The following is a 26014-nucleotide window of genomic DNA, read 5'->3' as shown; positions in this document are numbered from 1 at the left end:
CTAATTGATGCGCTCTTCGATCCTACTGCCGCTCGGCGTCTTGATAACACTGAATCCGTTGGGCACCGCCTGCTGAACGAGTGGCACATGCGAGATCAAGCCCACTGCTCTCCGCTGGCCAACGATATCTTGCAGAACCTGCAGGACCTGATCCAGCGTTCCGCCATCGCTGTCGCTGTCGAGACTGCCGAAACCCTCGTCGATGAAGATCGTATCGAGACGGATGGCGCCGTGTGTCATCTCCACGATATCGGAAAGCCCAAGGGCAAGCGCCAAAGCGGCGATGAAGGTCTCGCCGCCCGATAGGGTCGTGACCTCCCTGGCTCGTCCAGTCTGGATGTCATGGACGCGGATATCCAGCCCACGCTTTCTGCGACCGCCTATCGTTTGAATGTCCCGTTCCAGGCGATACCGGCCCTGACTCATCGGGCCGAAGCGAAGGTTGGCGGCCTCCAGCACCTGATCGAACATCGCGCCGACGGCGTAGGTCTCCAGAGTGATATTCATCGCGTTGCGGCCTTCGAACGCGTCGGCCAGCGCGCGCAAAGGGCCGGATTGTTCGTTCAACAGCGCGAGGCGCTCCATCTGCTCGCGCAGGCTTTCGAGCAATTGGGTCAGCTGATTGCAACCCGCTCGCCCGTCGGCGGCAGCGCGGATAGCGGTCGCGGCGGCCGCCTGCGCGGCATCTCGGTTAGCGCGGAGAAGCTCGAGATCCGGCCGCTCACGCTCCGCGATCGCCACGCTCGTATCTTCGACCCGGCTCTGCGCACGAGTCAGGTTTTCGCGGAACGTGTCGAGTTGTCTAAGCATGGTCGCGATGTTCGCAATATCGGCTTTCGCCACCCGATACTGCTCATCGGTTAGGCCAAGCTCGTCTCGCCGTGTCGCGTAAGCGGTACGCGCATCGGCGAGGTCCTGGTCGCGCTCGGTAATACGCTTTGCCGCGCCTATTTGGTCGCTTTCGGCGGCGGCGCGATCAGTGCTGCTCTGGGTGCAGGCGTCCTGCGCCGTCTGGATTTCCTGCTGGCGGTTGTCGATCTGCGTGCTGACGGAGCGTCGCCGAAGCGTTATCGCGGCGGCATCGCGAAGCGATTCAGGAACTGCGGCGATGTGGTCATTATATGACTGCCGTGCGAGCGCGGCCGCTGTCCCCGCAGCCTGCTCTGCTTCGGCCTTCGTCAAGCGTTCGGCGTCTGCCGTGGTGACGTTGCCCTCAAGGGTTCCGGTCTGTCCGACGAGGGACGCCACATCGACGACAGCGCCCAGCGCCTCGATCACCTTGCCCATCCGCAGGACCTCACCCTCGAGATCCGCGGCACTGCCTTCGGGCGCGTCCAGCGCCTCCAGGGCAGTCTTTCGTTCGTCCCGAACGCTACGCGCTGCGCTGAATGCCGATTCCGCCGTCTGCGCATCTGTTGCGGCTTTGTCGAAAGCGACCTGCGCTTCACGCCACGCGCCCTCCAATCCGGCGGCTGGCTCGCCACCATGGGCCGGCCGGGGATGGTCTGCGCTGCCACAGACGGGGCAGGGGCTGCCGCCTTCGAGGCTCTCGGCGAGGAGCCTCGCCTGGCCAGCGATGAATTCCGCCTGCCGATCACGGACCGCGCTTTCAAGGCCGCTACGTTGCAACCGGGCTTCCGCCACGGTGGTCTGCGCTTTCGTCCGTAGCCCTTCTGCGGTCTCTAGCGCCGTCCCAGCCCGCTCCACCTCGCGTGCGTGGCGCGCTTGCTGCTGGATGCGGTCGCGATCTGCGGTGAGGCGCACCCGCTCGTTCTGGTTGGCATGCGCCCGATCGACATTTACGCGGTGGGTCGCGAGCGCTTGCGTTGCACGTTCGGCCTGTTGCCGAGCCGTCGCGGCTGCCGTCCGCGCGCTTGCGAACAGGCCCTCGGCATTCTGGGCCTGCAGCTTCAAATCGGCGGCATCGGTAAGGACTGTGGCATAGCGATCGAGTTCGGAAAGCTGCTGCTTCAAAGCGTCGATTTCACCGACCTTGGCTTTCAGTTCTGCCAGTGTCCGCTGCCCTGTCGCCTCTGCCGCCGCGGTTTCGGTCACGCGCTGCGAGGCGATCGTCTCCGCGCCCTTGGCCGCAGCCAAGGCTGTGACCGCGCGCGTGACCGCGTCATCACGATCGACCAGCTGCGCCGCGCACCCGGCCGCCGTATGGCGCTCGCGAAGAGCGTCCATATCGGTCTGGCGCTCTTGAAGAACCAGGAGCGCTGTCGCCGCAGCACTGGCTTCATCGAAACATTTCTGCAGGGCCTCCCCATTGCCAAGCGTAGCGGCGGCGGCAGCACGGGTCGCGTCGGCCGTGGCCGCGCCGACATCGAGTTCGGCGCAGCGTGCTTCCGCTGCATCGATCGCGCTGGTCAGATCATCGGTGCTGGCGAACCCGGCGTTGGTCAGTTGCTGAACGTGCAGCGCCATGCCCTGCTGGTAGATCGTGCGGGCTTCGGCGGCACGCCCCTTCAGGCGCTCGGTCATTCGCTCGTAGAGCGAGACGTCGAACAGGCCGCGCAAGATGTCGAGGCGCGCCTTACTGTCCGACGCGAGGAAGCGCTCGAACTGCCCCTGCGGCAGAAGGACGATCTGGCGAAATTGCTCGACGTCGTAGCCGAGCAATTCGCGGATGCGCTCGTTGACCACGCCGACCCGCTTCTCGGCCAGCACCGTTCCGCAATTGTCGACCGAGACATCATCGAGCTCGATATCGGTCACATCGAACAGATAGGCGGTGTGGACATGGTCGGTCTCGCCATCGCCGCGCAATCTCGGCCGCTTCTGCTCGGGCTGCCGGCGCACGAAGTATCGCTTGCCGCCGAGCTCGAACAGGAAAGCCACCTCTGTGAGGGTCTGCGCCGCGGCATGGCCTGACCGCATGCTGGTCGTCGGCTGCTCGTGTCTCGCACCTTCGCCGAAGAGCGCGAACGCCATCGCGCTGAAGATCGAGGATTTGCCCGATCCGGTGGGCCCGTAGATCCCGAACAGGCCTGAATCGACGGCGCGGCGGAAATCGACGACCTCGGTCGCGGCATAGGGCCCGAAGGCGGTTATGAAGAGCTTGAGCGGTTTCACGCCTCGATCTCCTGGCGTGCTTCGTGGATCAGCGTGTTCACGAGCTGGGTGTCGATCTCGCCCGGTGCCTCCCCGCGAACGAATTCTATGAAGTCGGAGACAAGGGTCTCAGGATCGTCGATCGCGGCGCGCCCTTCACCCAGCTTCTCCTCCAGTGTGCGTTCTGCGCGTTCGTAACTGAGCTGGACAGCATTGGGGTAGAGCACACGAATGCGCTTCATCGGATCGATCTGGGGGGTTTCATCTGTGAGGACGACCCGGATGAAATCATCCGAGCCAACGGGTGCCGCGACCAGCTCCTCGAGCGTCCCCCGGATCGTCCGGGCGTGCCGTCGGGGTTTTAACGGTATGGCCGTTGTCTCGATGGAGCCATCGGCCGCCATGTCGATCAGCGTCAGCGATTTCTCCTGACCTTCCTCGTCGAAGCCGAAGGCGAGCGGCGAGCCGGAATAGCGAATGTGCGGTGCTCCCACCGATTGCGCCCGATGGAGATGGCCAAGCGCGACATAGTGGGCGCCGTCGAAGATCTCCGCGCTGATCGTCTCGATCCCGCCTACGGTGCGGGACAGCGACCGTTCACTATCCGTCGGAGCGGCGCCTTCGACGAAGCTGTGCGCGACCACGATCCATCGAGCGCCGGCCGGGACACGGTCACGCGCGGCGTTGACCTGGGCGGCGATGACGTCGGCCGGACAGCTGATATCCTCTGCTTCAAAGCAGGCTCGGGCGGCGAACTCATAGGAAAAAGGAAGGGCAGAGATAGCAACCGACCCGTGCTCGTCTTCGAGCATCATCGGCAGATCGTCGGCATCGAGCGGTCCACGGATCAGCGCCTTTTCGATCGGCGCGAGGACGCCGAGCATGCCGATCTGGGCGGCCGCATCGTGATTGCCGGCGATGATGACGATGGCGAGTCCTGGGTTGGCCGTCGCCCGAACCAGAAAGTCGCGAAGGCGCGTGAGCGCGGTTTGCGGTGGGCCGGCGCGGTCGAAGATATCGCCGGCAATGATGAGCACGTCGGGGGAATGCTCGAGAATGGCCGAATCGATCTGGGCGAGGATCGCATCGTGATCCTCGTCGAGCGGTAGCTGGAAGAACTGGCGGCCCAGATGCCAGTCGCTCGTGTGCAAAATCCGCATGCCCTGATTCCATCTATTTCTTATGCGTGTAGAAACTAGATGGATTCTACCCGAAGAGTCAACTAAGGTCGCATCATGACCGACGGCGAGCTCAAGCCCGCACAGCGTGCGAGGCTACACTATCTGGACCAATGTCTCACCTGGCTGGGGCAGGCGAACAGGCGCGACCTGATCGAGAGGTTCGGTATCTCCAACGCACAGGCGGCGGTCGACTTCCGAATCTACATGGAGCGCGTGTGCGCGCCCGCACCGTCCTATGACCCCGTTCGCAAAACCTATGTCGCGGACCGGGCGCATCGCGGACTCGAAGATACGGCCGAGCCGCCTTCGCTTGAAGCGATATACGCACAGGCCCACCAGGATTTTGCCCGGCTTCCCGGACCGACCCGGCAATGTCCGGCGCCGGTGATGCGCGAGCTCAATCAGGCGATCGAAAGGCGCTGTTTTGTCGAGATCGATTATGTGTCGATGTCGTCCGGCCGCCGCGATCGCCAATGGATCGCGCCCGCCCATATCGCGAGCGACGGCGAGCGATTGCATGTCCGGGCCTGGAGCCCAGATCGCAACGAGTGGCGCGACTTCCTGCCCGTGCGGGTGTCGGACGCCAGCAGTTTCAAGATGCGCCCGGTCGAGGGCACGCTGCCGCCGGACGAAGACTGGGACATGATTGTCGAGGTCCGCTTGCGGCCCAGAGCGGATCTGACTGCGGAGCAGAAGCGGGCGGTCCGGCTCGAATATGGCTTCGTGGGCGACGATATTCGCTTCGAGACGCGGCGAGCCCTCGAATTCTACATCGAACGGCGCTGGGGGCTGGATCGTCCCGGCGCCCGGCTCGAGCGGTATTGACCGCGCGATGGGCGGCAACGTCACCGTCGATCCCCGCGAGCGGGCCACCCCGGTCGATGATCCTGCGATCATCGAAGCGCGCAGCCGTCGCACCGGCCGCCTGCTCGACGCCAAGCGTCTGATCCGCTCGTTCGATTATGCCGCAGCCATCCGCCTGAGGGGTATCCTGAAAGACGCGGCCAGTCGTGGCCGGCCGCGTCTCGTCTGCCCGATGTGCGGCGTCACGCTTTTCCTGGCGAGCAGCATGCGCAAGAATTTCTACCTCCGGCACCGTTCGGAGGACGGCTCCTGTCCGGCCGTCACCCATAGCGGGCTGACCGAGCCGGAGATGCGCGCCATGAAATATCGCGGCGCACAGGAGAGCGACGCACATCTACGCACCAAAGAGCTGTTGGTGCACAGCCTCGCGGCCGACCCCGGTTTCTCCGACGTGCGCGTGGAGGCGACCTGGCGCGCAAGCGAGGGGCTGGTTGGACTGCGGCGCCCCGACGTGTCGGCCCGGTGCGGCGATCTCCGAGCCGCGTTCGAGGTGCAGCTCAGCACGACGTTCCTCGATGTGGTGCTTGGGCGAAAGCGCTTCTACCGCGAAGAGGGCGCAGCGCTCGTTTGGATCCTGCCGAGTTTCGACCCGAGCTACCGGCGAATGACGACCGACGACATCCTGTTCGGCAACAATTCGAACATTCTTGTCGTGGACGAAGCGACCGTCGCGGCGTCCATCGCGGCGAGTCAGTTGATCGTGCGCGTGTGGCACCGGCAGCCGCGGATCGATGGCGAGCATGTCGTCGACGACTGGGTCGAGCGCCTCGTCGCGTGGAGCGATCTGCTCATCGATATCGATCGCCAGACCGTCTGTGCGTTCGATTTCGCTGCAGCCGAGAGCGCTGCGATATCGGAGCTTGGGCGACTGCGCGAGCAACAAAAGGCAGCCGAAGAGGCGGCTAGGCGCGCCGCCGCGGGGGCGAGCGAGCGCAAATTACGAACAGAGATATTTGAGTGGGCCTTAGCCGAAGACCGGGTGGACGACTTGGTAGGCTATTATCAGCGTTGGACCGAGCTGAACTACGACCTAGTCGCCTACTGCGCGGACCTTCTTAGTACGCCTTCGGACGTGCGCGTGCCCATCCGGATGGTGAAGGTGATTGAGACAGCTAAAGCGGGAAAGCCCGTTGGTTTTGGGTACGATACACTCGTGGAGGTGGCGCACCATCTTTTCCACCAACGTCCGGAGCTGCTCATGGGCTTCGGCTACCTGCTGCGCGCTTACGGGCATCACCACCTTCTCGCCAAACAGGATGCCAGCGGAAAGTGGGCGGGCAAAGTCTCAGCCAATCGTGTAGCAATGCGGTGCGATCCGCGCTTCCAACTGGCGGAAGACGAGCAGCGTCTTTTCGACTTTCTTTCAGAGGATCTTTGCCGGAAGCCGGCGGCGGGGGAGGGTGGCAAATGACGGAAGCACGTCTGTTTGATCTCAACATCGAGAAGATCCTCGAAGCGTGGGAAAGCGCCCATGCGGTTCGCGAGCTGATCGCCAACGCGATCGACGAGCAGCAGCTCAGCGACACCAGCGACATCGAGGTCTTCAAGGCCGAAGGTGGCAGCTGGATCATCCGCGATTATGGTCGCGGGCTGCGCTACGAGCATTTCACGCAGAACGAGAATGTCGAGAAGCTTCAGAATTCGGGCAAGGTGATCGGCAAATTCGGTGTCGGCCTGAAGGATGCGATGGCGACACTCCATCGCAACGGTGTCCCGGTCGAGATACGCTCGGCGCATGGTGAGATCACGCTCGCACAGGTGGCCAAGCGCGATTTCGCCGATGTCGTCACCCTGCACGCGGCGGTGCAGCCAGCTTCCGATCCGACGATGACCGCACGGTGATCGTGCTGCGCGGGTTGAGCGACGAGCAGATGGACAAGGCAAAGGGCTTTTTCCTCCGCTTTTCCGATGAGAACCTTCTCGAGAGCACGAAGATCGGTGACATCCTGCGCCGCAAGCCCGGCGCGGTGGCCAGGATCTATGTTGCCGGCCTGCTTGTCGCCGAGGAGGAGAATTTCGCCTTCTCCTACAACATCACCGCGCTCACCGAGCCGATGCGCAAAGCGCTCAACCGCGAGCGGACCAATGTCGAACGCACGGCCTATTCCGACCGCGTAAAGCAGATGCTACTCAATGCTACCGCGAGCGAGGTCGCCGAGGAGTTGGCGCATCAACTTCAGGCGATGCAATCAGGCGAAGGCAGCGATGAGGTTCGCTGGAAAGAGGTTGCGATCCATGCGGTGCGGATCCTGAACGGTAGCGGCGACTATCTGTTCGTAACCGCAGACCAGCTGATGAGTAATGCGTCGGCTCTCGATCATGCTCGTGATGACGGCATCCGCATTATCACGATCCCCGACACGATCCAGCAAGAGGTGTCGGGCATGACCGATTTGTCCGGCGCGCCGGTTCGCGACCTCGGCCAATATCAGTCTGAATGGAATAACAGTTTTGTATTCGACTTTGTCGACCCGATTGCGATGGCGCCCGGCGAGCGGGACGTGTTCGGGCACGCGCAAGCCATCGTCGATCTTGTCGGCGGACTGCCGGCCCGCGTGCAAGCGGTTAGGGTTAGTAATACGATGCGCGTCGACTTTGCGACGGCGAGCGATGCCCTCGGCCTTTGGGACGGCGCTACCGAGTCCATCGTCATCAGGCGCGACCAGCTTTCCTCACTGTCGGATTTTGCCGGCACGCTCCTCCATGAGCTTGTACATGCGCGGACTGGCTATGATGACGTTACGCGCGGTTTCGAGAGCGCACTCACCGATGTGATCGGGAAGACAGCAGCAGCGGCGCTGGCGACGAGTACAGCTTCAGCTGGCCGCGCAGCATCGAAGTTTAGTCTGCGTCGGCTTATTGGTCGCTAGCACGAGCATGTCTTGGACGGTGTAGGCGAGCCGGTTGAAATGCGGGCCCACTGAAAATGGAAGGTAAACAAATCCTTCTGCTTCCGCTCCATATAGGATAGGGGGGTATGCTATGGGACATTTGGGCAAAGGCAATGACGAGCTCCTGAAGCGAGTCCGCCGGATCGCAGGCCAGGTCAAAGCGATCGAGAAAGCGCTGGCCGCAGACACGGATTGCTCGACGACGCTGCATCTCGTCGCAGCGACACGGGGCGCCATGAACGGTCTCATGGACGAAATTATTGAAGAGCATGTCCGAGCTCATGTAGCGGACCCTGACCTCTCTCCCGAGGATCGCTCCGCCGGCGCAGAAGAATTGATCGCGGTCATACGCCGCTACGCGAAATAAGGCTCAGATATTGATGACGACCCGCGACATTGATGCCTTTACGCACGACCATGTATATCTGGGTGCGGCTCACGATGAAAACGCGCGCCGGACTTTGTGGGTCGTGATTCTGACCGCTGTGATGATGGTTGGCGAGATCTTCGCCGGCTATGTCACCGGGTCGATGGCGCTGCTTGCCGATGGCTTCCATATGGCGACCCACGCGGGCGCTTTAAGTGTGGCCGCAATTGCTTATGTCTATGCCAAGCGGCACGCGTCGAACCGCCAATTCAGTTTTGGAACCGGCAAGGTTGGCGACCTCGCGGGCTTCGCGTCGGCGCTGGTGCTTGGTCTGATCGCTTTGGGCATCGGGATCGAGTCCATCTTGCGGCTGTTCGAGCCCATCAAGGTTGCATTTGGCGAGGCGACGCTGATTGCCGTGATCGGGCTGGGGGTGAACATCGTCAGCGCATTCCTGCTGTCGGGCAGTCATCATCATGGTCATGACCACCACCATCATGACCACGGTACGGGCCATGATGCTCATGGCGGCGACAACAACCTCCGCTCGGCCTACGTCCACGTTCTCGCTGACGCCCTCACCTCCGTGCTGGCGATAGCGGCGCTCCTGGCAGGCCGCTATCTTGGCTGGGTGTGGATGGACCCTGTCATGGGTATCGTGGGAGCGGTGGTGATCGCTCGCTGGTCCTGGAGCCTGATGCGTGACACTGCCACGGTCCTCCTCGACACGACCGACGATCATGTGGCCGAGGAAATCAAGGATCTCGTTGAAGGACCAGGCGACGCACGCATCGCTGACCTCCATGTCTGGCAAATCGGCCCCGAAGCCCATGCAGCAATCATCGGTGTGGTGGGGGCTATCGGGATCGATGCGGACATCATCCGAGGCCGACTAGGTCCCGTCCACGAGCTGAAGCACCTGACGATTGAGTGCCATTGAAGCTCAAATACGAAAGCCCCGTGTTTCGTTTCGATGGGTCTTTCGGGGTGGAACCATACTCAAATCAATCGTTTTCCAGCGCGTCCATGATGGGACAATCGGGCCTCTCGTCCCCATGACAATGCTCGGCGAGATCGAGCAGCGACCTTCTGAGTGCCTCCAATGCGAGCGCCTTGCGATGCAACTCGGCGGCACGAGTCAATGCGATGCGCTTGACGTCGGCGCTTTCACGCGAATTGTCCGACCACAGGCTTAGCAACGACCGTATGTCCTCGATCGGAAAACCAAGGTCGCGGGCATTTGCAATGAAACGCAGGCGATGGAGATCGGCGTCGGAATAGTCGCGATAGCCCGACTGCCGCCGCGGCGCCGCTCCGATCAGCCCGATCTTCTCATAATGGCGGATCATGCGCTGCGAAACGCCGCTTGCGCTCGACGCATCGCCGATCTTCATAGCTTGGCCCGGTTAAGCCGGAGCGCGTTTGTGACCACCGTGAAGCTTGACAATGCCATGGCCGCGCCCGCGATCATCGGCGACAGCAGGATGCCGGCGATGGGATAGAGGATACCGGCAGCGACGGGCACACCGACCCCATTGAAGACGAACGAGAAGAACAGGTTCTGCCGGATGTTGCGCATGGTCGCGACCGCGAGCCGGCGGGCGCGGACCATTGCGGCGAGATCGCCCTTGGTCAGCGTCATGCCGGCGCTCTCGATAGCGACATCGGTGCCGGTGCCCATGGCGACGCCGACATCGGCCGCCGCCAATGCCGGGGCGTCGTTGATACCATCGCCAGCCATCGCGACCACCGCGCCTTGCGCTTTCAGTTCGCCAATGATGCGGGCCTTGTCTTCTGGCTTGAGCCCAGCATGCACTTCGTCAATGCCGCCGATCGCGCGCGCCACCGCATCGGCCGTGGCTCTTGCGTCGCCCGTCAGCATCACGATCCGCAATCCTTCCTCGCGCAACTGGGCGATCGCGGAGGCCGCCGACTGTTTGATCGGATCGGCGACCACGAGCAGGCCAGCGAGATGACCGTCGATAGCGACGAGCATCACGCCCGCGCCCTCGCTACGATGCTTGTCGGCCACGCTGTCAAAGAATGACGGATCGACGCCAACGCGCTGCATTTGCTCGGCATTGCCGACTACGACGTCGCGCCCGTCAACCTTGCCGCTGACGCCGAGTCCGGTCTGCGAGTCGAAATGCTCGACCTTCGCGATTGGAAGGTCGGCTTTGCGCGCGGCTTCCACCAGCGCCTGTGCCAGCGGATGTTCTGAGAGAGATTCCACTGCGGCGGAAGCTGACAGCACCATGTCGTGCTCATATCCTTCGGCCAGTTCAATGGTGGTGAGGGCCGGACGGCCCTCGGTCAGTGTCCCCGTCTTGTCGATCACGAGCGTATCGACTTTCTCCATCAGTTGCAGCGCCTCGGCATCCTTGACGAGTACACCGGCGCGCGCCCCGCGTCCCGTTCCCACCATGATTGACATCGGCGTAGCGAGGCCGAGCGCACAGGGGCAGGCGATGATGAGCACGGCGATCGCGTTGAGCAGGGCGTGTCCAAAGCGCGGCTCGGGGCCGACGAAATTCCAGACGATGAATGTTGCGACCGCGATGGCGACGACGAGCGGCACGAACCAGCCCGATACCCGGTCGGCCACCGCCTGGATGGGCGCGCGGCTGCGCTGGGCTTCAGCGACCATCTTCACGATCCGCGCCAGCACGGTATCCGACCCGACCGCGCGCGCTTCGACGACCAGCGTACCGGTGCCATTGACCGTGCCGCCGGTGACGGTGGCGTCCTTCTCCTTGAGGACGGGCGCAGGCTCGCCCGTGATCATGGACTCATCGACCGACGAGCGTCCCTCGATAACGACACCATCGACCGGCACCGCCTCACCAGGGCGCACCCGAACATGGTCACCGGCCATCACTTCGGCGAGATCGACCTCCACCTCTTCGCCCTTGGCATCGATGCGCCGGGCGGTCTTGGGCGCGAGGTCCATCAGTGCTCGGATCGCGCGGCCAGTCGCCGCCCGAGCACGCAGTTCGAGTACCTGGCCGAGCAGCACGAGCGTCACCACGACGCCTGCTGCTTCGTAGTAGACGGGCACGATCCCGTGCATTCGGAACGATGGCGGAAACAGACCCGGGGCGACCGTGGCGACCAGGCTGTAGACGAAGGCTGCGCCTACGCCGATCGACACGAGCGTGAACATGTTGAGGTGCCATGTCACGATCGAGGTCCAACCGCGCTGGAAGAACGGCCAGCCCGCCCACAGGACGATCGGCGCCGTCAGTGCGAGTTGCACCCAGGGAGAGATGGCAGGCGGCACGAAATGCATGCCGAGCATTTCCGCGATCATCGAGATCGCCAGCAGCGGCACAGCGAGGACAGCTGCTACCCAGGTTCGCCGGGTGAAATCGACAAGTTCGGGATTGGGGGCGTCGTCGAGCGATGGCTCTTCGGGTTCGAGTGCCATGCCGCAGATCGGGCAGGTGCCCGGACCGTCGCGGCGAATTTGCGGATGCATCGGACATGTCCAAATCGCGCCGGGCGATGCTGCTGGTTCAGGTGGTTTGCCATCCAGATAGGCGCTCGGATTGGCGACAAACTTGGATCGACAGCCTTGGCTGCAGAAATGATAGGTCTCGCCGCCATGATCCGCATGATGGGGTGTCGTATTCGGATCGACCGTCATCCCGCAGACGGGGTCCGTCACGTGATCCGAGCCGCCGCTCTTTGACGTCTCGTTCGCGCGGGCCGCGCAACAGCCATGATCGTGGCCGGCATGCGCCGTGGATTTAGACTCGGACATTCCCGTACTCCTGTTCGACGCGATCCCATCTAGGGTCTGACATCGTGTCAGGGTCAAGGGTCGCAATGATATTTGTTATCCGGCGCTCGCTGGCTCGAGTGTGCCGAGCCACGCGACCAGCCCGAGGATCACGAACGCCATGGTGGTTTCCAGCGCAAGACTGCGCCGCAGGGTCGAGAGCGCTTGTCCGTGATCCCGTTGCTCGATCGCGCGTTCAAGGCTGGTCGTCAGCCGGAAACGATTGGCGGCGGCCATCGCCAGCATGCCGAGAAACAGGACGATCTTGGCCAGCATCAACTGACCCCACAGGCCGCTCGCTGCACTCACCATGTTGTCGATACCGACAAGGAACAGCCCGTTGATGAGCCCGGTGACGACGATCAACCCGACAATCATGGTGCCAGCGCAAGCGAAGCCATCCAGCGCCCTGTGCAGCGCTCGGACATGCGCTGCATCGCCTTTTGGTGAGGCCCGTGATGCCATAAGCAGCAATGCAAGGAGCGCGCCGACCCACGCGCCCGCCGTCAGCAGATGCAGGATGTCCGCCCCCAGATGCGCCATCCCCGCACCGCCTTCGCTGGCCGCGCCATGACCTGACCAGGCGAGGCTGGACAGCCCAAACCCGGCGGCGACAGCAATCGTGGTGAGCGCAGCAACGGGATGGCGCCGCAGGAGGGGCCTTGCGAGCAGACAGATCGCCAGCGCGGCCGTGCGGACCATGAAGGCGGTGCCGACCGATGTCTGGCCGAGCAGCATGGTCAACGTGCCGCGCTCGACCTCGAGGAGGCCGGTTCCGCTCATGGTCGCGGCCATTGCGACGAAGCCGATTGCTGAAAGGATAATTCCTGCAATCGACAGTGCCGTCACCAAAGGGCGGAGCGGCAGCAATCCGCGATTGCGCCGCTCCTTGCCTCGCAGCCCATAGAGGCCGAAGAGCGGTAGTCCGAAGAGCAGTGTCAGGTCGCCATAAAGCGCGAAACGCGCTGCAATGACGGGCCAGTCATTCACGCCTCAACGCACCGTGAAGGTAAGATGGCCCTCGACGCGGTGGGTATCGGTGGAGACGACATGCCAATGGGCGTCATAGCTGCCGGCCGGAAGTGCCCGGGGCAGCGCGGCGACCAGGGTCTTGCCGTCCTGTGACACGCTGGTCTTGAAACCGGCGACCTTCATCGGCGCGTGATTGGCCATGCCCGGCATCCCGGTCATGTTTAGTTCGAGGCCCGACATCTGCGGCATAAGCGTCTCGCTGAAGGCCAGCGTGATCTGGGTGGGGCCGCTCACGGTCGATCCGGCGGCCGGCGTTGCCGACACCAGCTTGGGATGCGCAAGCGCGGGGCTGGCGATGGCAAGGGTTGCGACAGTGGCTGCGAACATGAGGTTTCGGAAGCGCGGCATGGTGGGGTTCTCCTTCGGGGTGGTACGGTGAATACGCACGCCAGCGGCCAATCCCTCACCAGAGGATGTTGATGTTGCGATGAGGGATCATGGGCGCCGGTGCGTATACCGGCTGAGAGCATGGAGAATGATGCATGACCGATATTGATGCAGCGCTGGCACGCCTGCGCGAGATGCCTGTCCATCCCGGATTGTCGTCGATCGACGCTCGTGTCTTGGAGCGCGTGGCAATGAGCGTCGCAGGATCGCACCCGCCTTCCAGCGCGATTTTCGGTATCGCGGCGATTGCGGCACTCTCGCTGGGGGTTGCCAGTTCGATTATGCCAGGCATGCCCGGCAAAACGCCGCCAGTCGCGCCCTTCGGCACGTCGGCCGCGCTAGCACCCTCCTCGTTGCTGGGCAGCGGCGAATGAACGATCGCCGCCGCCTGCTGCTCATCGCGTTGATCGCTTTCGCGGCGGCGATCTCGGGTGTCCTGATCGGACGTGCCTATGTCGCGCGGCAGACGCCGGTCGAGACCGAACTGCACACACTGCTTCACCGGCAGCTTGAACTCGACGATGCCCAGCACGCGAAGATCGAGGCGATTGAGCGCAGCTTCGCGCTCCGTCGGCAGGCGCTGGAGCTCGAACTGCGTGCCGACAATGCGCGCCTTGCCGATGCGATCGAGGCCGAGCATGGCTATGGGCCGCAGGTCAGCGCCGCGGTCGATCGATCACATCAGGCGATGGGCCAGCTCCAGAAGGAAACGCTGGAGCATATCTTTGCGATGCGCGCCGTGCTGCGTCCCGATCAGGCCGCCCGGTTCGATGCTGCGGTGGTCAAGGCACTGACGGCCAAGGAACGGTGACGCTCGATCTCGCCGGCTGCTCAGACGGCGAACTGGCAGCACTGGCGCTCGCCGGCAGGCAGAACGCCTATAGCGAACTGATGCGGCGCCACCGCGAGCCCGTGTACCGGCTGATCCGGAGCCATGTCGGCGATGCCGATGCGGCGCTCGACGTTACCCAGCAGAGTTTTATCGCTGCCTTCTCGGCGTTGAGGCGCTATGACGCAGAGCGCCCTTTTCGCGTCTGGATGGCGCGTATCGCCATCAACAAGGCCCGCGATTGGGCGCGGCGGCGGACCGTCCGCCGGCTGTTCACCTTTGCACGCCCAATCGAGGAGGCGGCGGACGTGGCCGATCCAGACGCCTTGGCCGATGTCCAATTGGCCGACCGTCTTGAGCTGGAGCGGACGATGGCGGCCATCGCTACGCTGCCCACCAACCTCAAAGACGCGCTTATCCTTCGCACCATCGAAGGCTTCAGCCAGTCCGAAAGCGCCAGCGTGCTCGGCATCAGCGAAAAGGCGGTGGAAGCCAGACTTTATCGCGCGCGTTCAAAACTCACAGAAATTTTGAGGGGTTGAGGCGAGCCATGCGTAATCCCTGAGAGTGCAGAACAGGGATTTTATGCAATGGCGTTTTCAAACCTCGATCGCCGCGACTTCCTGCGAGGCGCTGGGGTTGCGGGCGGTACGGCTGCTCTCGCGGCATGGATGCCGGCTTGGGCACAAACTGTATCGCCGGGGCTGACCACACCTCTTCCCATTGTTTCGGGCACCGATATCGAACTGCGCATCGCCCGCCAGACGATGATGATAGACGGCCGGCCATCCCGGGCAATCGGGATCAACGGCACGGTCCCGGCCCCGCTGATCCGGCTGCGCGAAGGCCAGAATGTGCGTTTGAAGGTCATCAACGATCTCGACGAGGACAGCTCGATCCACTGGCATGGCCTGCTCGTGCCGCCACAGTTCGACGGTGTGCCCGGAATTTCCTTTCCCGGCATCAAGCCGCGGTCGAGCTTTCTCTATGAGTTCCCGATCAGGCAGAGCGGGACTTATTGGTATCACAGTCATTCGGGGATGCAGGAACAGCTTGGCCATTATGGCCCGATCGTCATCGATCCGGCCGGCACCGATCCGATCCCGTCGGACCGCGAACATGTCATCGTGCTGTCGGACCACAGCCAGATGTCGCCCGAGACGATCTTCCGCAAGATGAAGCAGATGCCGGGCTACTTCAATTACCAGAAGCAGACGCTGGCTGGTCTGCTCGCGGGCAAGGACCAAGCACTCAAAGAGCGCGTGATGTGGGGCGGGATGCGGATGGACCCGACCGACATCTCCGACGTCAACGGATCGACCTACACCTTCCTCGTCAATGGGCACGGGCCGCAGGACAACTGGACCGCCTTGTTCACGCCAGGCGAGCGGGTGCGGCTACGCATCATCAATGCCTCGTCGATGACGACTTTCAATGTCCGCATCCCGGGGCTCAAGCTCAACATCGTCCAGGCCGACGGCCAGAATGTCCGACCGGTCGCGGTCGACGAGTTCCAGATCGGCGTCGCCGAGACCTATGATGCGATCGTCACCCCTACCGAGGATCGCGCCTACACATTGGTGGGCGAGGCGGTCGACCGATCGGGTATGGCGCGCGCGACGCTTAGCCCGCGTGCCGGAATGGCGGCCGAAGTGCCGCCCCTGCGCAAGCGTCCGCTCGCCACCATGAAAGACATGGGGATGGGCGGCATGGGGGCGATGGCCGGTATGGACATGGGGACGAGCGAGGGCACGATGGACCTGAGCAAGCCCGATGGTGGCATGGCCGGCATGGCCGGCATGGACCATAGCGCCATGGGCCATGGCGTGGCGGGCGGGGCGATGGCGGGAATGGACCACTCCGCCATGGCTGGCATGGATATGTCGGGCGGCGGCATGAAGATGCGCGACTTCTCCAACGCTCCAAAGATCGACAAGAATCCAGGGGTGCAAACGGTCGCGATGAGCCCCGTCGACCGGACCGGCGAACCGGGCCAGGGGCTGGAGGACGTTGGCCACCGCGTGCTGGTCTATCGCGACCTCGTGGCGCTCGAGCGCAATCCCGACACGCGCGCGCCGGGTCGCGCGCTCGACATTCATCTGACCGGCAACATGGAACGTTTCATGTGGTCGTTCGACGGCGTGAAAATGTCCGATACGATGGAGCCATTCCCGTTCATCGACGGCGAGCGCGTGCGGGTCACCTTGATCAACGACACGATGATGGCGCATCCGATCCATCTGCACGGCCATTTCTTCGAACTGGTCACCGGGCACGGCGACCATGCACCGCGCAAGCATACGGTAATCGTCCAGCCCGGCGGCAAGGTGAGCTGGGACCTGACGGCGGACGCGGTCGGCGACTGGGCGTTCCACTGTCATCTGCTCTACCACATGATGGCCGGGATGATGCGCGTTGTCAGCGTGCGTCCACGGGGAGAAGCGGCATGAAGCGCATAGCTTTCGCGGCGCTTGCCGTCGGCACCACGCTGGCTTTTGCGGGTGCTGCATCCGCGCAGTCGATGCAGGGTATGGACATGAAGGGCATGGCGATGCCGAAGCCAGCCCCCAAGAAAACACCTGTGGCAAAACCTATCGCAAGGCCGCAAGCGAGGCCCGTACCGCAGACAAGAAGACCGCTTACATCGCGTCCACGGCCGGCCGCTGCGTCGCCCACACCCATGCCCGCGCAAAACATGGATGGGATGGCAATGCCTGCGGCGAAGACGGAACCAGGCTCGGCAGCGGGAACCTCTACGATGCCCGGAATGGATATGACGGGTGGAGATGCCGACCACGCCTCGCACGCGATGGCGATGCCCGATGCCACACCGAGCGGCACGGCGCTCCCCGTGGGCAACGCGCCCGCGCCACTGCCGCCAAGCGATCATTACGCCGATCGCCTGTTCCCTGGCGAGGAGATGCACCGATCCCGCATGGCGATGATGAAGGAGGAAGGCGGTAGGCCCATCTCGCAGATCATGTTCAACCTCGCCGAAGTCCAGATTCGCGACGGCAAGGATGGCTATCGCTGGGACGGGGAGGGTTGGTTCGGCGGTGACATCAACCGCCTAACCATTAAGACCGAGGGCTCGGGGGCATTTAGAGAAGGCGTCGAGAGCGCCGAGGTGCAGGCGCTCTACAGCCGCGCGGTCGGTCCCTATTTCAACTTGCAGGCTGGCGTCCGCCACGACTTTCAGCCGACCCCGAACCGGACCTATGCAACGATCGGGTTCGAGGGATTGGCGCCCTATATGTTCGAGGTCGAGGGCGCGATCTTCCTCTCGAACAAGGGCGACCTGCTCGGACGGCTCGAGGGCTATTACGACCAGCGCATCACGCAGCGATTGATCCTGCAGCCACGGGTCGAGCTCAACCTATCGGCGCAGGACGTGCCCGAAAATCGCCTCGGCGCAGGCTTGACCGATGCTGAGCTCGGGCTGCGCCTGCGCTATGAAATCGCCCGCGAGTTCGCGCCCTATATCGGTGTCTCCTACGAGGCCAAAACCGGCCGCACCGCTGACTTCGCGCGCGCGGACGGCAAGGACACCACGTCGACGAGCTTTGTCGCCGGCGTGCGTTTCTGGTTCTGACGCGAGAGGCGAAACAGAAAGGGGATCGATCGATGGACCGTGCAAGACTGCGTCATCATCTGCCGAGCGGCCCGTTCGTGGCGATCGCTGCGGCGGCGGCGCTCCTTTTCGGGGCGCTCCTGGTGTATTTCGGTGCCTATGACATCGCCGCCGATGCACCGCACACGCGTCCGGTCTATGCGCTGCTGGACAGTCTTCGGGACCGCTCGATCGCGGTCCGGGCGCGCGGGATTAATCCGCCCGATGATCTCAACGCAGCGTCACGGATTTCAGCAGGCGCGGGCCTTTATGCCGAAATGTGTTCGGGCTGCCATCTTGGCCCCGGCGTCGAGCGCAGCGAACTCAGCCAGGGGCTTTACCCGCAGGCGCCAGAATTGGCCAAGGACCAGGATTTGAGTGCCGCCGAGGAATTCTGGATCATCAAGCACGGCGTCAAGCTGAGCGCGATGCCTGCCTGGGGCAAGACCCATCCCGATCCGTTGATCTGGGACATGGTCGCGTTCGTGCGGCGTTTGCCGGGCATGACGCCCGATCAATATCAGCGCCTCGTCGCCAGTGCGCCCGGCGATCATGACGAGATGATGAAGGATATGCCGGGGATGAAGTGAGTTGAAGAGATACCGGTGACGGCGCCGATCGCGGGGGCGAATGACAGTATCGCGATAAGGAGACGATATATGCAAGATAAACAGGGCAAAATGCCAATGGGCTATGGCCGGTTCGCGGCGATGATCGCGACCTCGACGGTCGTGATGTTCGGTCTGATGTACCTCAACACTTATGCGCTGAGCCATGTCGAGTTCAGCCAGACCCGCGCCTGGATGGCGCTCGTCATGGGCGCGGTCATGGCGGTGATCATGCTCGGCTTTATGTGGGGCATGTACAAGAACACGCGCCTCAATGTCGGCATCCTGATCGGCAGCGTCGCGGTGTTTGGCTTAGCGCTCTGGCTGGTACGCAGCCAGGAAACGGTCGATGACGTCTCCTATATGAAGGCGATGATCCCGCATCACTCGATCGCGATCATGACCAGCGAGCGGGCCCACATCAAGGATCCCGAGGTGCGCAAGCTGGCCGATGGCATCATTGATGCGCAGGTCCGTGAGATCGCCGAGATGAAGCAGATGATCGCACGGCTGCAAGCCCGCCCGACGGCAAATGGCGCTCCGGACTTGCCGTCGTACCGCGACCGCGGCGCCTCGCCGCCGCCGCCGCAAACCGACAAGAGTACCGGGATCAATACGCAGAAGCCGATCTCCTGAAATTGTCTTTCGTTTTTACAACACCCATGCGCGGCGGTCTTCCTGTAACGAAGTTCGGCCCCGCCCGTATGGGTTGAAAACTAGGTGGCAGCGGCGATGACCATGACGTTGCTCCGGGGCGGGATTCATTCTATTCGAAAGCGGCTGTGAAACGCGCGCTTCACCTCTTTCTCCTCCTGGGAGCCCTGATCGGTCTGTTTGGTCAGGCGGTCGCATATGCGTCCGTTCAGTCTGCGGTGTCCGCGCCTATAACCATGTCTGAGATGTCAGATTCCGGCATGTCCGAAGACTGCATGAAGATGATGGCGCAGCAACAGCAGCCCGGACAGAAGCCCTGCAAGGGCATGACCCTGGCTTGCATCGCGGCCATGGGCTGCGTCGTTCCCATGGCCGTGCGCAATGATGCGCCGGCGCTCACGGCGCGCGAAGCCAGTGCAACGCTGGCCTTCTGGACGACCACCACTGTGCTGCGCGGCAGTAACCTTACGCCCGAACCGGAACCACCCAATCTCCTTGGCTGATCGAAACCGGCCATCAGGCTGACAGGATCGGTACGCTCATCGCGCACCCCAATATCCCGTCTGACCTGTGGCCATTCTACGACAATCGCCAAAGGAATAATGTCATGAAGACGATCAGATTCGTCGCAGCCGCTATCGCGGCTTCCATCTCCGCGTTCACCATCGCGCCTGCGTTCGCACAGGGCGATGCTGCCAGCACCGGCCAAGGCAGTGAAGCCGGCACGGCGTCTCCTTCCAACGCGTCTGCCAGCTAGGATAAGGCCCTGGCTGGTCCGGCTCACTGACGGGCAGGTCTGAGATGCCGGTGGAGCGAACCTCCGCTCCGTCGGCATCGTCGTCCCTCATCCGATAGCGCCGCGCCAGCCTGGTCTCGCGATCAGGAGACTCCGATGCGATTGTTTCTATGTCTGCCGCTACTCGCGGCAATCCCCGGTACAGCGTTCGCCGGGCCACTCACCTTCCAAGGCGCGCTCCAGCGTGCTCGACAGGAAGCGCCGTCGTTGAAGGCGAAGGCGCTCGGCGCTGACGCCGCGCGTTCTGCGCGCGACGCGGCCGGTGCACTGCCCGATCCGACGCTAGGCGTCGGCGTCGATGCGTTCCCGATCTCAGGGCCGCTCGCTTTCGAACCGCAACGCGATAATTTTACCATGGCGCGGGTTGGTGTGTCCCAGGATATTCCCAATCTCGCCAAGCGCCATGCCCAGCAGGCCCGCGCCGATAGCGACATCAAGGCGGCCGAGGCCGACACCGCTGTCGAGGCCCGCACTGTCGAGGTTGGCACCGCACTTGCCTGGATCAATCTCGCCTATGCCGAACGTCGGCTGACAGCACTTGACGATATTCTGTCGCGCCTTGAGCGTGTGGTGGGAACGACCCCCAGCGCGGTCGCCTCGGGAAATGCCCGCCCGGCACAGACTCTCGCGGGGCAGCAGGCTGTTGCCACGTTGCAGGATCGCCGCAGTGAGCTGGTTTCGAACGTGGCGCGGGCACGCGCCACGCTGACCCGCTGGACCGGCGACCCCACGCCCGAGATCGCCGGGCCGATCCCCGATTTTGCGGTGGATGCAACGGTCTTGCGAGCTGGCCTCGATCGCCACCCCACCATCGAGATGATCGCTGCCCAGGCCGGGCAGGCGGACGCCGATGTCCGCGTGGCCGAGGCAGACCGCCGCTCCGATTTCGGGGTGAATGTCGCCTATCAGCGCCGAGACCCGCGGTTTGGCGACTATGTCTCAGCCGGCGTGACGGTCAGCCTGCCGTTCTTCACCCGCAATCGCCAGAGCGCGCGTATCGGCGAGGCCCAAGCCAATGCTGGACGGGTGCTGGCCGAGCAGGAAGCTGCCCGGCGCGCGCTCGCTGCCGATCTTGATGCCGATCTCGCCGATCATGTCATGCATCACGAGCAATGGGTGCGGGCACAGGGCACACTACAGCCACTCGCCGACCAGCGCGTCAGGCTGGAGACCGCCAGCTACGCGGCTGGACGCGCCAGTCTCGTCGATATCGCCGACGCCTATGCCGCGCTTGCCGACGCCACGCTCAATACCCTCGACCGCGAAGCCCTGGTTGCCGCCGATGGCGCGCGATTGACCCTCACATACCGGAGTGAAAACCGATGAGCCTCGAGATTTCGCAGCGTGCCCGGCTGGGTCTTGCCGCCGCAACGCTCGCACTCGTCGCCGGTGGCGCAGGCTATGGCATCGCTCATCTTAGCGGGAGCGAGGTCCCCGCGATGCAATCCGCCGACACGGGCCGCAAGGCGCTCTATTGGTACGACCCGATGGTCCCGACGCAGCATTTCGACAAGCCCGGCAAATCGCCCTTCATGGATATGCAGCTCGTTCCCAAATATGCCGACGAGGGTGGCGGCGAGGCTCCAGGCGTCCGGATCGATCCGGCGACGGCGCAGACACTCGGCATGCGTATCGTCGCGGCCCGGCGCGGAGAACTGGCGAGCAGCCTCACAGCGACCGGAACAATCGACTTCAATCAGCGCAATGTGGCGATCGTCCAGACGCGTTCGGCAGGCTTCGTGCAAAGGGTCTATGGCCGCGCGCCAGGCGATGTGGTTCGCGCAGGTACACCGCTCGCCGACCTGCTGATCCCTGAATGGGGCGGCGCGCAAGCCGAGTTTCTTGCAGTTCGCCGCACCGGCAACGCGGCGCTGACGCAGGCGGCACGCCAGCGGCTCATGCTGCTCGGCATGCCTTCAGGCACGATCGCCTCAGTTGAGCGCGGGGGAAGGCCGCACAATGTCGTCACGATCGCCACGCCAATAGGCGGGGTCATCAAGACACTGGACGTGCGCGCCGGCATGACCATGTCCGCGGGGCAGACGCTCGCCGAGGTCAACGGCCTCGGCACGGTCTGGCTCAATGCAGCCGTTCCGGAAGCCATCGCAGGATCGCTCAAGCCCGGACAAGCCGTGCAGGCCGCGCTCGCGGCGTTTCCTGGTGAGACCTTGTCGGGCCGTGTCTCGGCGATCCTGCCTACGACACAGGCCGACAGCAGGACGCTGACCGTGCGGATCGAGCTGCCCAATCGCGGCGGGCGTCTGCGGCCGGGCATGTTCGCCACAGTCTCGTTCGGCGGCGCCACACAACCGGCATTGTTGGTGCCGTCCGAGGCGCTGATCCGCACCGGCAAGCGAACATTGGTGATGCTCGCGCTCGACAAGGGGCGCTATCGGCCCGCCGAGGTGCAAGCGGGCAGAGAGGCTGGCGGGGATACCGAAATCCTGGCGGGTCTGCGCGAAGGCGAGAAGATTATCGCATCGGGCCAGTTCCTGATCGACTCTGAGGCTAGCCTGTCGGGCATCGCGGCGCGGCCGATCGGCGGGGCAGCATCGACGACGACTCCCGCCAGGCCCGCCGCGTCGCTTTACGAGACCGTTGGCAAGATCGAGCAGATTACGGCCAATTCGGTGACGCTCAGCCATCAGCCGGTGCCAGCGATTGGCTGGCCGGCGATGACGATGACCTTCCAGCTTCCCGATGCCAGAGTAGCGCGCGGCCTGAAGACAGGTGACCGAGTCCGCTTCGGCTTTGATCAGGCGCCGGCTGGACCGACCGTGCGGCGCATGGCCAAGGTGGTCGGTAAGTGATCGCCCATCTCATCCGCTGGTCGGTCAGGAACCGCTTCTTCGTCTTGATCGGCGTGCTTGCCCTCATCGGCGTGGGCGTCTGGGCGGTGCGATCCACTGCGATCGACGCGCTGCCCGACCTCTCCGACACGCAGGTCATCATCCGGACCAGCTATCCGGGACAGGCGCCGCAGATCGTCGAGAACCAGGTCACCTATCCGCTGACCACCACCATGCTGTCGGTGCCCGGCGCCAAGACGGTTCGCGGCTATTCCTTCTTCGGCGACAGCTTCGTCTATGTGATCTTCGAGGACGGCACCGACCTCTACTGGGCGCGCAGCCGCGTGCTCGAATATCTCAACCAGGTGCAGGGACGGCTGCCGCAGGGTGCCACCGCCGCGCTCGGGCCTGATGCGACAGGTGTGGGCTGGGTCTATGAATATGCGTTGGTCGATAAGACCGGCCAGCACGATCTTGGCCAGCTTCGCGGGTTTCAGGACTGGTTCCTGCGTTACGAGTTGAAGACGGTCCCCGGTGTTGCCGAGGTCGCGAGCATTGGCGGCATGGTCAAACAGTATCAGGTGCTGCTCGATCCGGTGAAGCTCGCGGCTTATGGCGTCACCCATCAACAAGCTGTCCAGGCGATCCAGCAGGCCAATCAGGAAAGTGGCGGTTCGGTGCTCGAAATGGCCGAAGCGGAATACATGGTCCGCGCCACGGGCTATCTGAAGACGCTGGACGACTTCCGTGCGATTCCTCTCAGGACTGCCGCCGCCGGCGTTCCCGTGACCCTCGGCGATGTCGCCAGCATCCAGATCGGTCCGGAGATGCGCCGCGGCATCGCCGAGCTGAACGGCGAAGGCGAGGTCGCCGGCGGGGTCGTGATCCTTCGCTCGGGCAAGAACGCGCGCGAGACGATTGCCGCGGTCAAAGACAAGCTCACTACGTTGAAGGCGAGCCTGCCGCCCGGCGTCGAGATCGTCACCACTTATGATCGCTCACAGCTGATCGACCGCGCGGTCGACAATCTCACCCACAAGCTGATCGAGGAGTTCATCGTTGTCGCGATCGTCTGCGGCCTGTTCCTCTGGCACGTCCGCTCCGCGCTGGTCGCGATCCTGACCTTGCCATTGGGCGTGCTGGCGGCCTTCGTCGTGATGCGGTTCCAGGGGGTCAACGCTAACATCATGTCGCTGGGCGGCATCGCAATCGCCATCGGTGCGATGGTCGATGCCGCAGTCGTGATGATCGAGAACGCCCACAAGAAGATCGAGCGCTGGGAGCAGGATCACCCGGACGAGCATCTCGAAGGCGAGACGCGCTGGACCGTCATCACCGAAGCCGCCGCCGAGGTCGGACCAGCCCTGTTTTTCAGCCTTTTGATCATCACTCTGTCGTTCATTCCGGTGTTCACGCTCGAAGAACAGGAAGGCCGGCTGTTCGCGCCGCTGGCCTTCACCAAGACCTATGCGATGGCCTCGGCGGCGATCCTGTCGGTGACGCTGGTGCCGGTGCTGATGGGGTTGCTGATCCGGGGCAAGATTCCGCCCGAACAGTCCAACCCGGTCAATCGCTGGTTGACCAATATCTACAGGCCCGCGCTCGACTGGTCGATGCGGCGGCCCAAGACCGTGCTGCTGATCGCGGCGCTTGCCTTCGCGACGACCGTCTGGCCGCTGACGCGCCTCGGCGGCGAGTTCATGCCGAACATGGACGAGGGTGATCTGCTGTACATGCCGTCGGCGTTGCCGGGACTGTCGGCGGCGAAAGCCTCGCAGTTGCTCCAACAGACCGATCGGTTGATCAAGACCGTGCCTGAGGTCGAAACCGTGTTCGGCAAGGCCGGCCGCGCCGAAACCGCGACCGATCCGGCGCCGCTCGAGATGTTCGAGACCACCATCCAGTTCAAGCCGCGCGATCAATGGCGGCCGGGCATGACGCCCGAAAAGCTGGTCGACGAGCTGGACCGCACGGTGAAGCTGCCCGGCCTCGCCAATGTCTGGGTGCCGCCGATCCGCAACCGCATCGACATGCTCGCGACGGGCATCAAAAGTCCGATCGGGGTCAAGGTATCCGGCGCCGACCTCGCCCAGCTCGACCGCATCGCCCATGATGTCGAGACGGTCGCCAAGACCGTGCCCGGTGTAAGCTCGGTGCTCGCCGAGCGGCTGACCGGCGGGCGCTACGTTGATGTCGACATTAACCGCGCTGCCGCCGCCAGGTTCGGGCTCAACATCACCGATGTGCAGCAGATCGTCTCGGGCGCGGTGGGCGGCGAGACTATCGGCGAGACGGTCGAGGGCCTCGCGCGTTACCCGATCAGTGTGCGCTATCCGCGTGAACTGCGCGACAGCCTCGAAGGACTACGCACGCTGCCGATCCTGACGCCATCGGGACAGCAGATCACGCTCGGTACGGTAGCAAAGGTCTCGATCGCCGAAGGGCCACCGATGCTCAAGACCGAGAATGCGAGGCTCTCGACCTGGGTCTATGTCGACGTGCGCGGGCGTGACCTTGCCTCGGTGGTCGGCGACCTGCAGCGAGCGGTAGCGAAACAGGTGAAGCTCTCGCCCGGCGTCAGTATCGCTTATTCGGGCCAGTTCGAATATCTCCAGCGGGCAGTCGAAAAGCTCAAATTGGTCGTGCCAGCCACGCTGCTGATCATCTTCGTGCTGCTCTACATGATCTTCGGCCGGTTCGACGAAGCCGCGCTGATCATGGGCACGCTGCCATTTGCGCTGACCGGTGGCATCTGGATCCTCTATCTCCTCGGCTTCAACCAGTCGGTCGCGACCGGGGTCGGGTTCATCGCGCTGGCCGGGGTTTCCGCCGAGTTCGGCGTGGTGATGCTGATCTACCTGAAAAATGCGCTTGAGGAGCGCGGTGACGATCCCGATGCGGCTCAGATCGACGCGGCGGTGCGCGAGGGGGCGCTGCTCCGCGTCCGGCCCAAGGCGATGACGGTCGCGGTGATTCTCGCCGGCCTGTTGCCGATCCTGCTCGGCTCGGGCGCGGGCTCTGAAGTGATGAGCCGGATCGCGGCGCCGATGATCGGCGGCATGCTCACCGCGCCACTGCTGTCCATGTTCGTACTTCCTGCCGCCTATCTTTTGCTCCGCCGGCCGAAGAGCAGGCCCTTACCCCAACCTCTTATTTCATGAAGGAGAAAAC

24 protein-coding genes are annotated in these 26014 nt (G+C 63.6%); 18 read left to right on the top strand and 6 right to left on the bottom strand.

The window, feature by feature from the left end; all coding sequences use genetic code 11:
• Complete coding sequence (locus QMG56_RS17030; protein ID WP_281823575.1) at nucleotides 1-3075, bottom strand: SMC family ATPase; 3075 nt, start codon at nucleotides 3073-3075, stop codon at nucleotides 1-3.
• On the bottom strand, nucleotides 3072-4214 hold the full coding sequence (locus QMG56_RS17025; RefSeq protein WP_281823573.1) for an exonuclease SbcCD subunit D: 1143 nt from the start codon (nucleotides 4212-4214) through the stop codon (nucleotides 3072-3074). The genes QMG56_RS17030 and QMG56_RS17025 overlap by 4 nt, the downstream gene beginning before the upstream one ends.
• 75 nt (nucleotides 4215-4289) lie before the next feature.
• On the opposite strand from QMG56_RS17025, the gene QMG56_RS17020 reads away from it, so the two are divergent.
• From QMG56_RS17020 to dmeF, 6 genes are all read left to right on the top strand, one after another.
• On the top strand, nucleotides 4290-5060 hold the full coding sequence (locus tag QMG56_RS17020; RefSeq protein WP_281823571.1) for a WYL domain-containing protein: 771 nt from the start codon (nucleotides 4290-4292) through the stop codon (nucleotides 5058-5060).
• 7 nt (nucleotides 5061-5067) lie between these two features.
• A complete protein-coding gene (locus tag QMG56_RS17015) occupies nucleotides 5068-6510 on the top strand; it encodes a DUF6035 family protein (protein ID WP_281823569.1) in 1443 nt (480 codons plus the stop codon).
• On the top strand, nucleotides 6507-6941 hold the full coding sequence (locus QMG56_RS17010; RefSeq protein ID WP_281823567.1) for an ATP-binding protein: 435 nt from the start codon (nucleotides 6507-6509) through the stop codon (nucleotides 6939-6941). The genes QMG56_RS17015 and QMG56_RS17010 overlap by 4 nt, the downstream gene beginning before the upstream one ends.
• Nucleotides 6938-7969 (top strand): hypothetical protein, encoded by a 1032-nt coding sequence (locus tag QMG56_RS17005; protein WP_281823565.1) that lies wholly within the window; start codon nucleotides 6938-6940, stop codon nucleotides 7967-7969. Before QMG56_RS17010 ends, QMG56_RS17005 begins: the two co-directional genes overlap by 4 nt.
• Nucleotides 7970-8081: 112 nt before the next feature.
• Nucleotides 8082-8357 carry a metal/formaldehyde-sensitive transcriptional repressor gene (locus QMG56_RS17000; RefSeq protein WP_281823563.1) on the top strand — a complete coding sequence of 92 codons (276 nt, stop codon included), beginning with the start codon at nucleotides 8082-8084 and terminating at the stop codon, nucleotides 8355-8357.
• 13 nt (nucleotides 8358-8370) lie between these two features.
• Nucleotides 8371-9297: a CDF family Co(II)/Ni(II) efflux transporter DmeF gene (gene dmeF, locus QMG56_RS16995; RefSeq protein ID WP_281823561.1), complete on the top strand. Its 927-nt coding sequence runs from the start codon at nucleotides 8371-8373 to the stop codon at nucleotides 9295-9297.
• Between the two features lie 64 nt (nucleotides 9298-9361).
• On the opposite strand, the gene cueR is transcribed toward dmeF, so the two are convergent.
• From cueR to copC, 4 genes are all read right to left on the bottom strand, one after another.
• Nucleotides 9362-9751, bottom strand: coding sequence for a Cu(I)-responsive transcriptional regulator (cueR, locus tag QMG56_RS16990; protein WP_281823559.1), 390 nt, complete (start codon nucleotides 9749-9751; stop codon nucleotides 9362-9364).
• A complete protein-coding gene (locus tag QMG56_RS16985) occupies nucleotides 9748-12120 on the bottom strand; it encodes a heavy metal translocating P-type ATPase (RefSeq protein ID WP_375713719.1) in 2373 nt (790 codons plus the stop codon). The genes cueR and QMG56_RS16985 overlap by 4 nt, the downstream gene beginning before the upstream one ends.
• 75 nt (nucleotides 12121-12195) lie before the next feature.
• Complete coding sequence (gene copD, locus QMG56_RS16980; protein WP_281823556.1) at nucleotides 12196-13128, bottom strand: copper homeostasis membrane protein CopD; 933 nt, start codon at nucleotides 13126-13128, stop codon at nucleotides 12196-12198.
• Nucleotides 13129-13131: 3 nt separating this feature from the next.
• Nucleotides 13132-13518, bottom strand: coding sequence for a copper homeostasis periplasmic binding protein CopC (gene copC, locus QMG56_RS16975; protein ID WP_281823554.1), 387 nt, complete (start codon nucleotides 13516-13518; stop codon nucleotides 13132-13134).
• A 134-nt stretch (nucleotides 13519-13652) separates the two neighbouring features.
• On the opposite strand from copC, the gene QMG56_RS16970 reads away from it, so the two are divergent.
• The 12 genes from QMG56_RS16970 to QMG56_RS16915 all read left to right on the top strand — a co-directional run bounded on the left by QMG56_RS16970 (nucleotide 13653) and on the right by QMG56_RS16915 (nucleotide 26004).
• Entirely contained in the window at nucleotides 13653-13931 is a 279-nt protein-coding gene (locus QMG56_RS16970) for a hypothetical protein (RefSeq protein WP_281823552.1), read from the top strand.
• Complete coding sequence (locus QMG56_RS16965; protein WP_281823550.1) at nucleotides 13928-14368, top strand: periplasmic heavy metal sensor; 441 nt, start codon at nucleotides 13928-13930, stop codon at nucleotides 14366-14368. Before QMG56_RS16970 ends, QMG56_RS16965 begins: the two co-directional genes overlap by 4 nt.
• Nucleotides 14365-14928 (top strand): RNA polymerase sigma factor, encoded by a 564-nt coding sequence (locus QMG56_RS16960; RefSeq protein WP_281823548.1) that lies wholly within the window; start codon nucleotides 14365-14367, stop codon nucleotides 14926-14928. The genes QMG56_RS16965 and QMG56_RS16960 overlap by 4 nt, the downstream gene beginning before the upstream one ends.
• 48 nt (nucleotides 14929-14976) lie before the next feature.
• Nucleotides 14977-16836, top strand: coding sequence for a copper resistance system multicopper oxidase (locus QMG56_RS16955; RefSeq protein ID WP_281823546.1), 1860 nt, complete (start codon nucleotides 14977-14979; stop codon nucleotides 16834-16836).
• Entirely contained in the window at nucleotides 16833-17978 is a 1146-nt protein-coding gene (locus tag QMG56_RS16950) for a copper resistance protein B (RefSeq protein WP_375713718.1), read from the top strand. The genes QMG56_RS16955 and QMG56_RS16950 overlap by 4 nt, the downstream gene beginning before the upstream one ends.
• Before the next feature lie 32 nt (nucleotides 17979-18010).
• Nucleotides 18011-18586: a cytochrome c gene (locus QMG56_RS16945; protein ID WP_281823544.1), complete on the top strand. Its 576-nt coding sequence runs from the start codon at nucleotides 18011-18013 to the stop codon at nucleotides 18584-18586.
• Between the two features lie 69 nt (nucleotides 18587-18655).
• Complete coding sequence (locus QMG56_RS16940) at nucleotides 18656-19240, top strand: DUF305 domain-containing protein (protein WP_281823591.1); 585 nt, start codon at nucleotides 18656-18658, stop codon at nucleotides 19238-19240.
• A 254-nt stretch (nucleotides 19241-19494) separates the two neighbouring features.
• Nucleotides 19495-19761, top strand: a complete 267-nt coding sequence (locus QMG56_RS16935; RefSeq protein WP_281823543.1) for a hypothetical protein — start codon at nucleotides 19495-19497, stop codon at nucleotides 19759-19761.
• A gap of 104 nt (nucleotides 19762-19865) precedes the next feature.
• Nucleotides 19866-20015, top strand: coding sequence for a hypothetical protein (locus QMG56_RS16930; protein ID WP_281823541.1), 150 nt, complete (start codon nucleotides 19866-19868; stop codon nucleotides 20013-20015).
• A gap of 135 nt (nucleotides 20016-20150) precedes the next feature.
• The gene (locus QMG56_RS16925) at nucleotides 20151-21380 is read left to right on the top strand and encodes a TolC family protein (protein ID WP_281823540.1); all 1230 of its coding nucleotides are present in this window, start codon (nucleotides 20151-20153) and stop codon (nucleotides 21378-21380) included.
• Complete coding sequence (locus QMG56_RS16920) at nucleotides 21377-22864, top strand: efflux RND transporter periplasmic adaptor subunit (protein ID WP_281823538.1); 1488 nt, start codon at nucleotides 21377-21379, stop codon at nucleotides 22862-22864. The genes QMG56_RS16925 and QMG56_RS16920 overlap by 4 nt, the downstream gene beginning before the upstream one ends.
• Nucleotides 22861-26004: an efflux RND transporter permease subunit gene (locus tag QMG56_RS16915; RefSeq protein ID WP_281823536.1), complete on the top strand. Its 3144-nt coding sequence runs from the start codon at nucleotides 22861-22863 to the stop codon at nucleotides 26002-26004. Before QMG56_RS16920 ends, QMG56_RS16915 begins: the two co-directional genes overlap by 4 nt.
• Nucleotides 26005-26014: the final 10 nt, after the last annotated feature.

This window comes from Sphingobium sp. BS19 (genome assembly GCF_027925545.1).
In the GTDB taxonomy this organism is placed as follows: domain Bacteria; phylum Pseudomonadota; class Alphaproteobacteria; order Sphingomonadales; family Sphingomonadaceae; genus Sphingobium.
Note: the sequence above shows the minus strand (reverse complement) of the source record. Positions and strands in the feature narration are given on the sequence as shown.

What these genes read in the sequence shown, in the direction of transcription:
- QMG56_RS17025 (WP_281823573.1), bottom strand. Translation starts at nt 4,214, where the DNA reads ATGCGGATTTTGCACACGAGCGACTGGCATCTGGGCCGCCAGTTCTTC.
- QMG56_RS17020 (WP_281823571.1), top strand. Translation starts at nt 4,290, where the DNA reads ATGACCGACGGCGAGCTCAAGCCCGCACAGCGTGCGAGGCTACACTAT.
- QMG56_RS17015 (WP_281823569.1), top strand. Translation starts at nt 5,068, where the DNA reads ATGGGCGGCAACGTCACCGTCGATCCCCGCGAGCGGGCCACCCCGGTC.
- QMG56_RS17010 (WP_281823567.1), top strand. Translation starts at nt 6,507, where the DNA reads ATGACGGAAGCACGTCTGTTTGATCTCAACATCGAGAAGATCCTCGAA.
- QMG56_RS17000 (WP_281823563.1), top strand. Translation starts at nt 8,082, where the DNA reads ATGGGACATTTGGGCAAAGGCAATGACGAGCTCCTGAAGCGAGTCCGC.
- dmeF (WP_281823561.1), top strand. Translation starts at nt 8,371, where the DNA reads ATGACGACCCGCGACATTGATGCCTTTACGCACGACCATGTATATCTG.
- cueR (WP_281823559.1), bottom strand. Translation starts at nt 9,751, where the DNA reads ATGAAGATCGGCGATGCGTCGAGCGCAAGCGGCGTTTCGCAGCGCATG.
- QMG56_RS16985 (WP_375713719.1), bottom strand. Translation starts at nt 12,120, where the DNA reads ATGTCCGAGTCTAAATCCACGGCGCATGCCGGCCACGATCATGGCTGT.
- copC (WP_281823554.1), bottom strand. Translation starts at nt 13,518, where the DNA reads ATGCCGCGCTTCCGAAACCTCATGTTCGCAGCCACTGTCGCAACCCTT.
- QMG56_RS16970 (WP_281823552.1), top strand. Translation starts at nt 13,653, where the DNA reads ATGACCGATATTGATGCAGCGCTGGCACGCCTGCGCGAGATGCCTGTC.
- QMG56_RS16965 (WP_281823550.1), top strand. Translation starts at nt 13,928, where the DNA reads ATGAACGATCGCCGCCGCCTGCTGCTCATCGCGTTGATCGCTTTCGCG.
- QMG56_RS16955 (WP_281823546.1), top strand. Translation starts at nt 14,977, where the DNA reads ATGGCGTTTTCAAACCTCGATCGCCGCGACTTCCTGCGAGGCGCTGGG.
- QMG56_RS16950 (WP_375713718.1), top strand. Translation starts at nt 16,833, where the DNA reads ATGAAGCGCATAGCTTTCGCGGCGCTTGCCGTCGGCACCACGCTGGCT.
- QMG56_RS16945 (WP_281823544.1), top strand. Translation starts at nt 18,011, where the DNA reads ATGGACCGTGCAAGACTGCGTCATCATCTGCCGAGCGGCCCGTTCGTG.
- QMG56_RS16940 (WP_281823591.1), top strand. Translation starts at nt 18,656, where the DNA reads ATGCAAGATAAACAGGGCAAAATGCCAATGGGCTATGGCCGGTTCGCG.
- QMG56_RS16935 (WP_281823543.1), top strand. Translation starts at nt 19,495, where the DNA reads ATGTCTGAGATGTCAGATTCCGGCATGTCCGAAGACTGCATGAAGATG.
- QMG56_RS16930 (WP_281823541.1), top strand. Translation starts at nt 19,866, where the DNA reads ATGAAGACGATCAGATTCGTCGCAGCCGCTATCGCGGCTTCCATCTCC.
- QMG56_RS16925 (WP_281823540.1), top strand. Translation starts at nt 20,151, where the DNA reads ATGCGATTGTTTCTATGTCTGCCGCTACTCGCGGCAATCCCCGGTACA.
- QMG56_RS16920 (WP_281823538.1), top strand. Translation starts at nt 21,377, where the DNA reads ATGAGCCTCGAGATTTCGCAGCGTGCCCGGCTGGGTCTTGCCGCCGCA.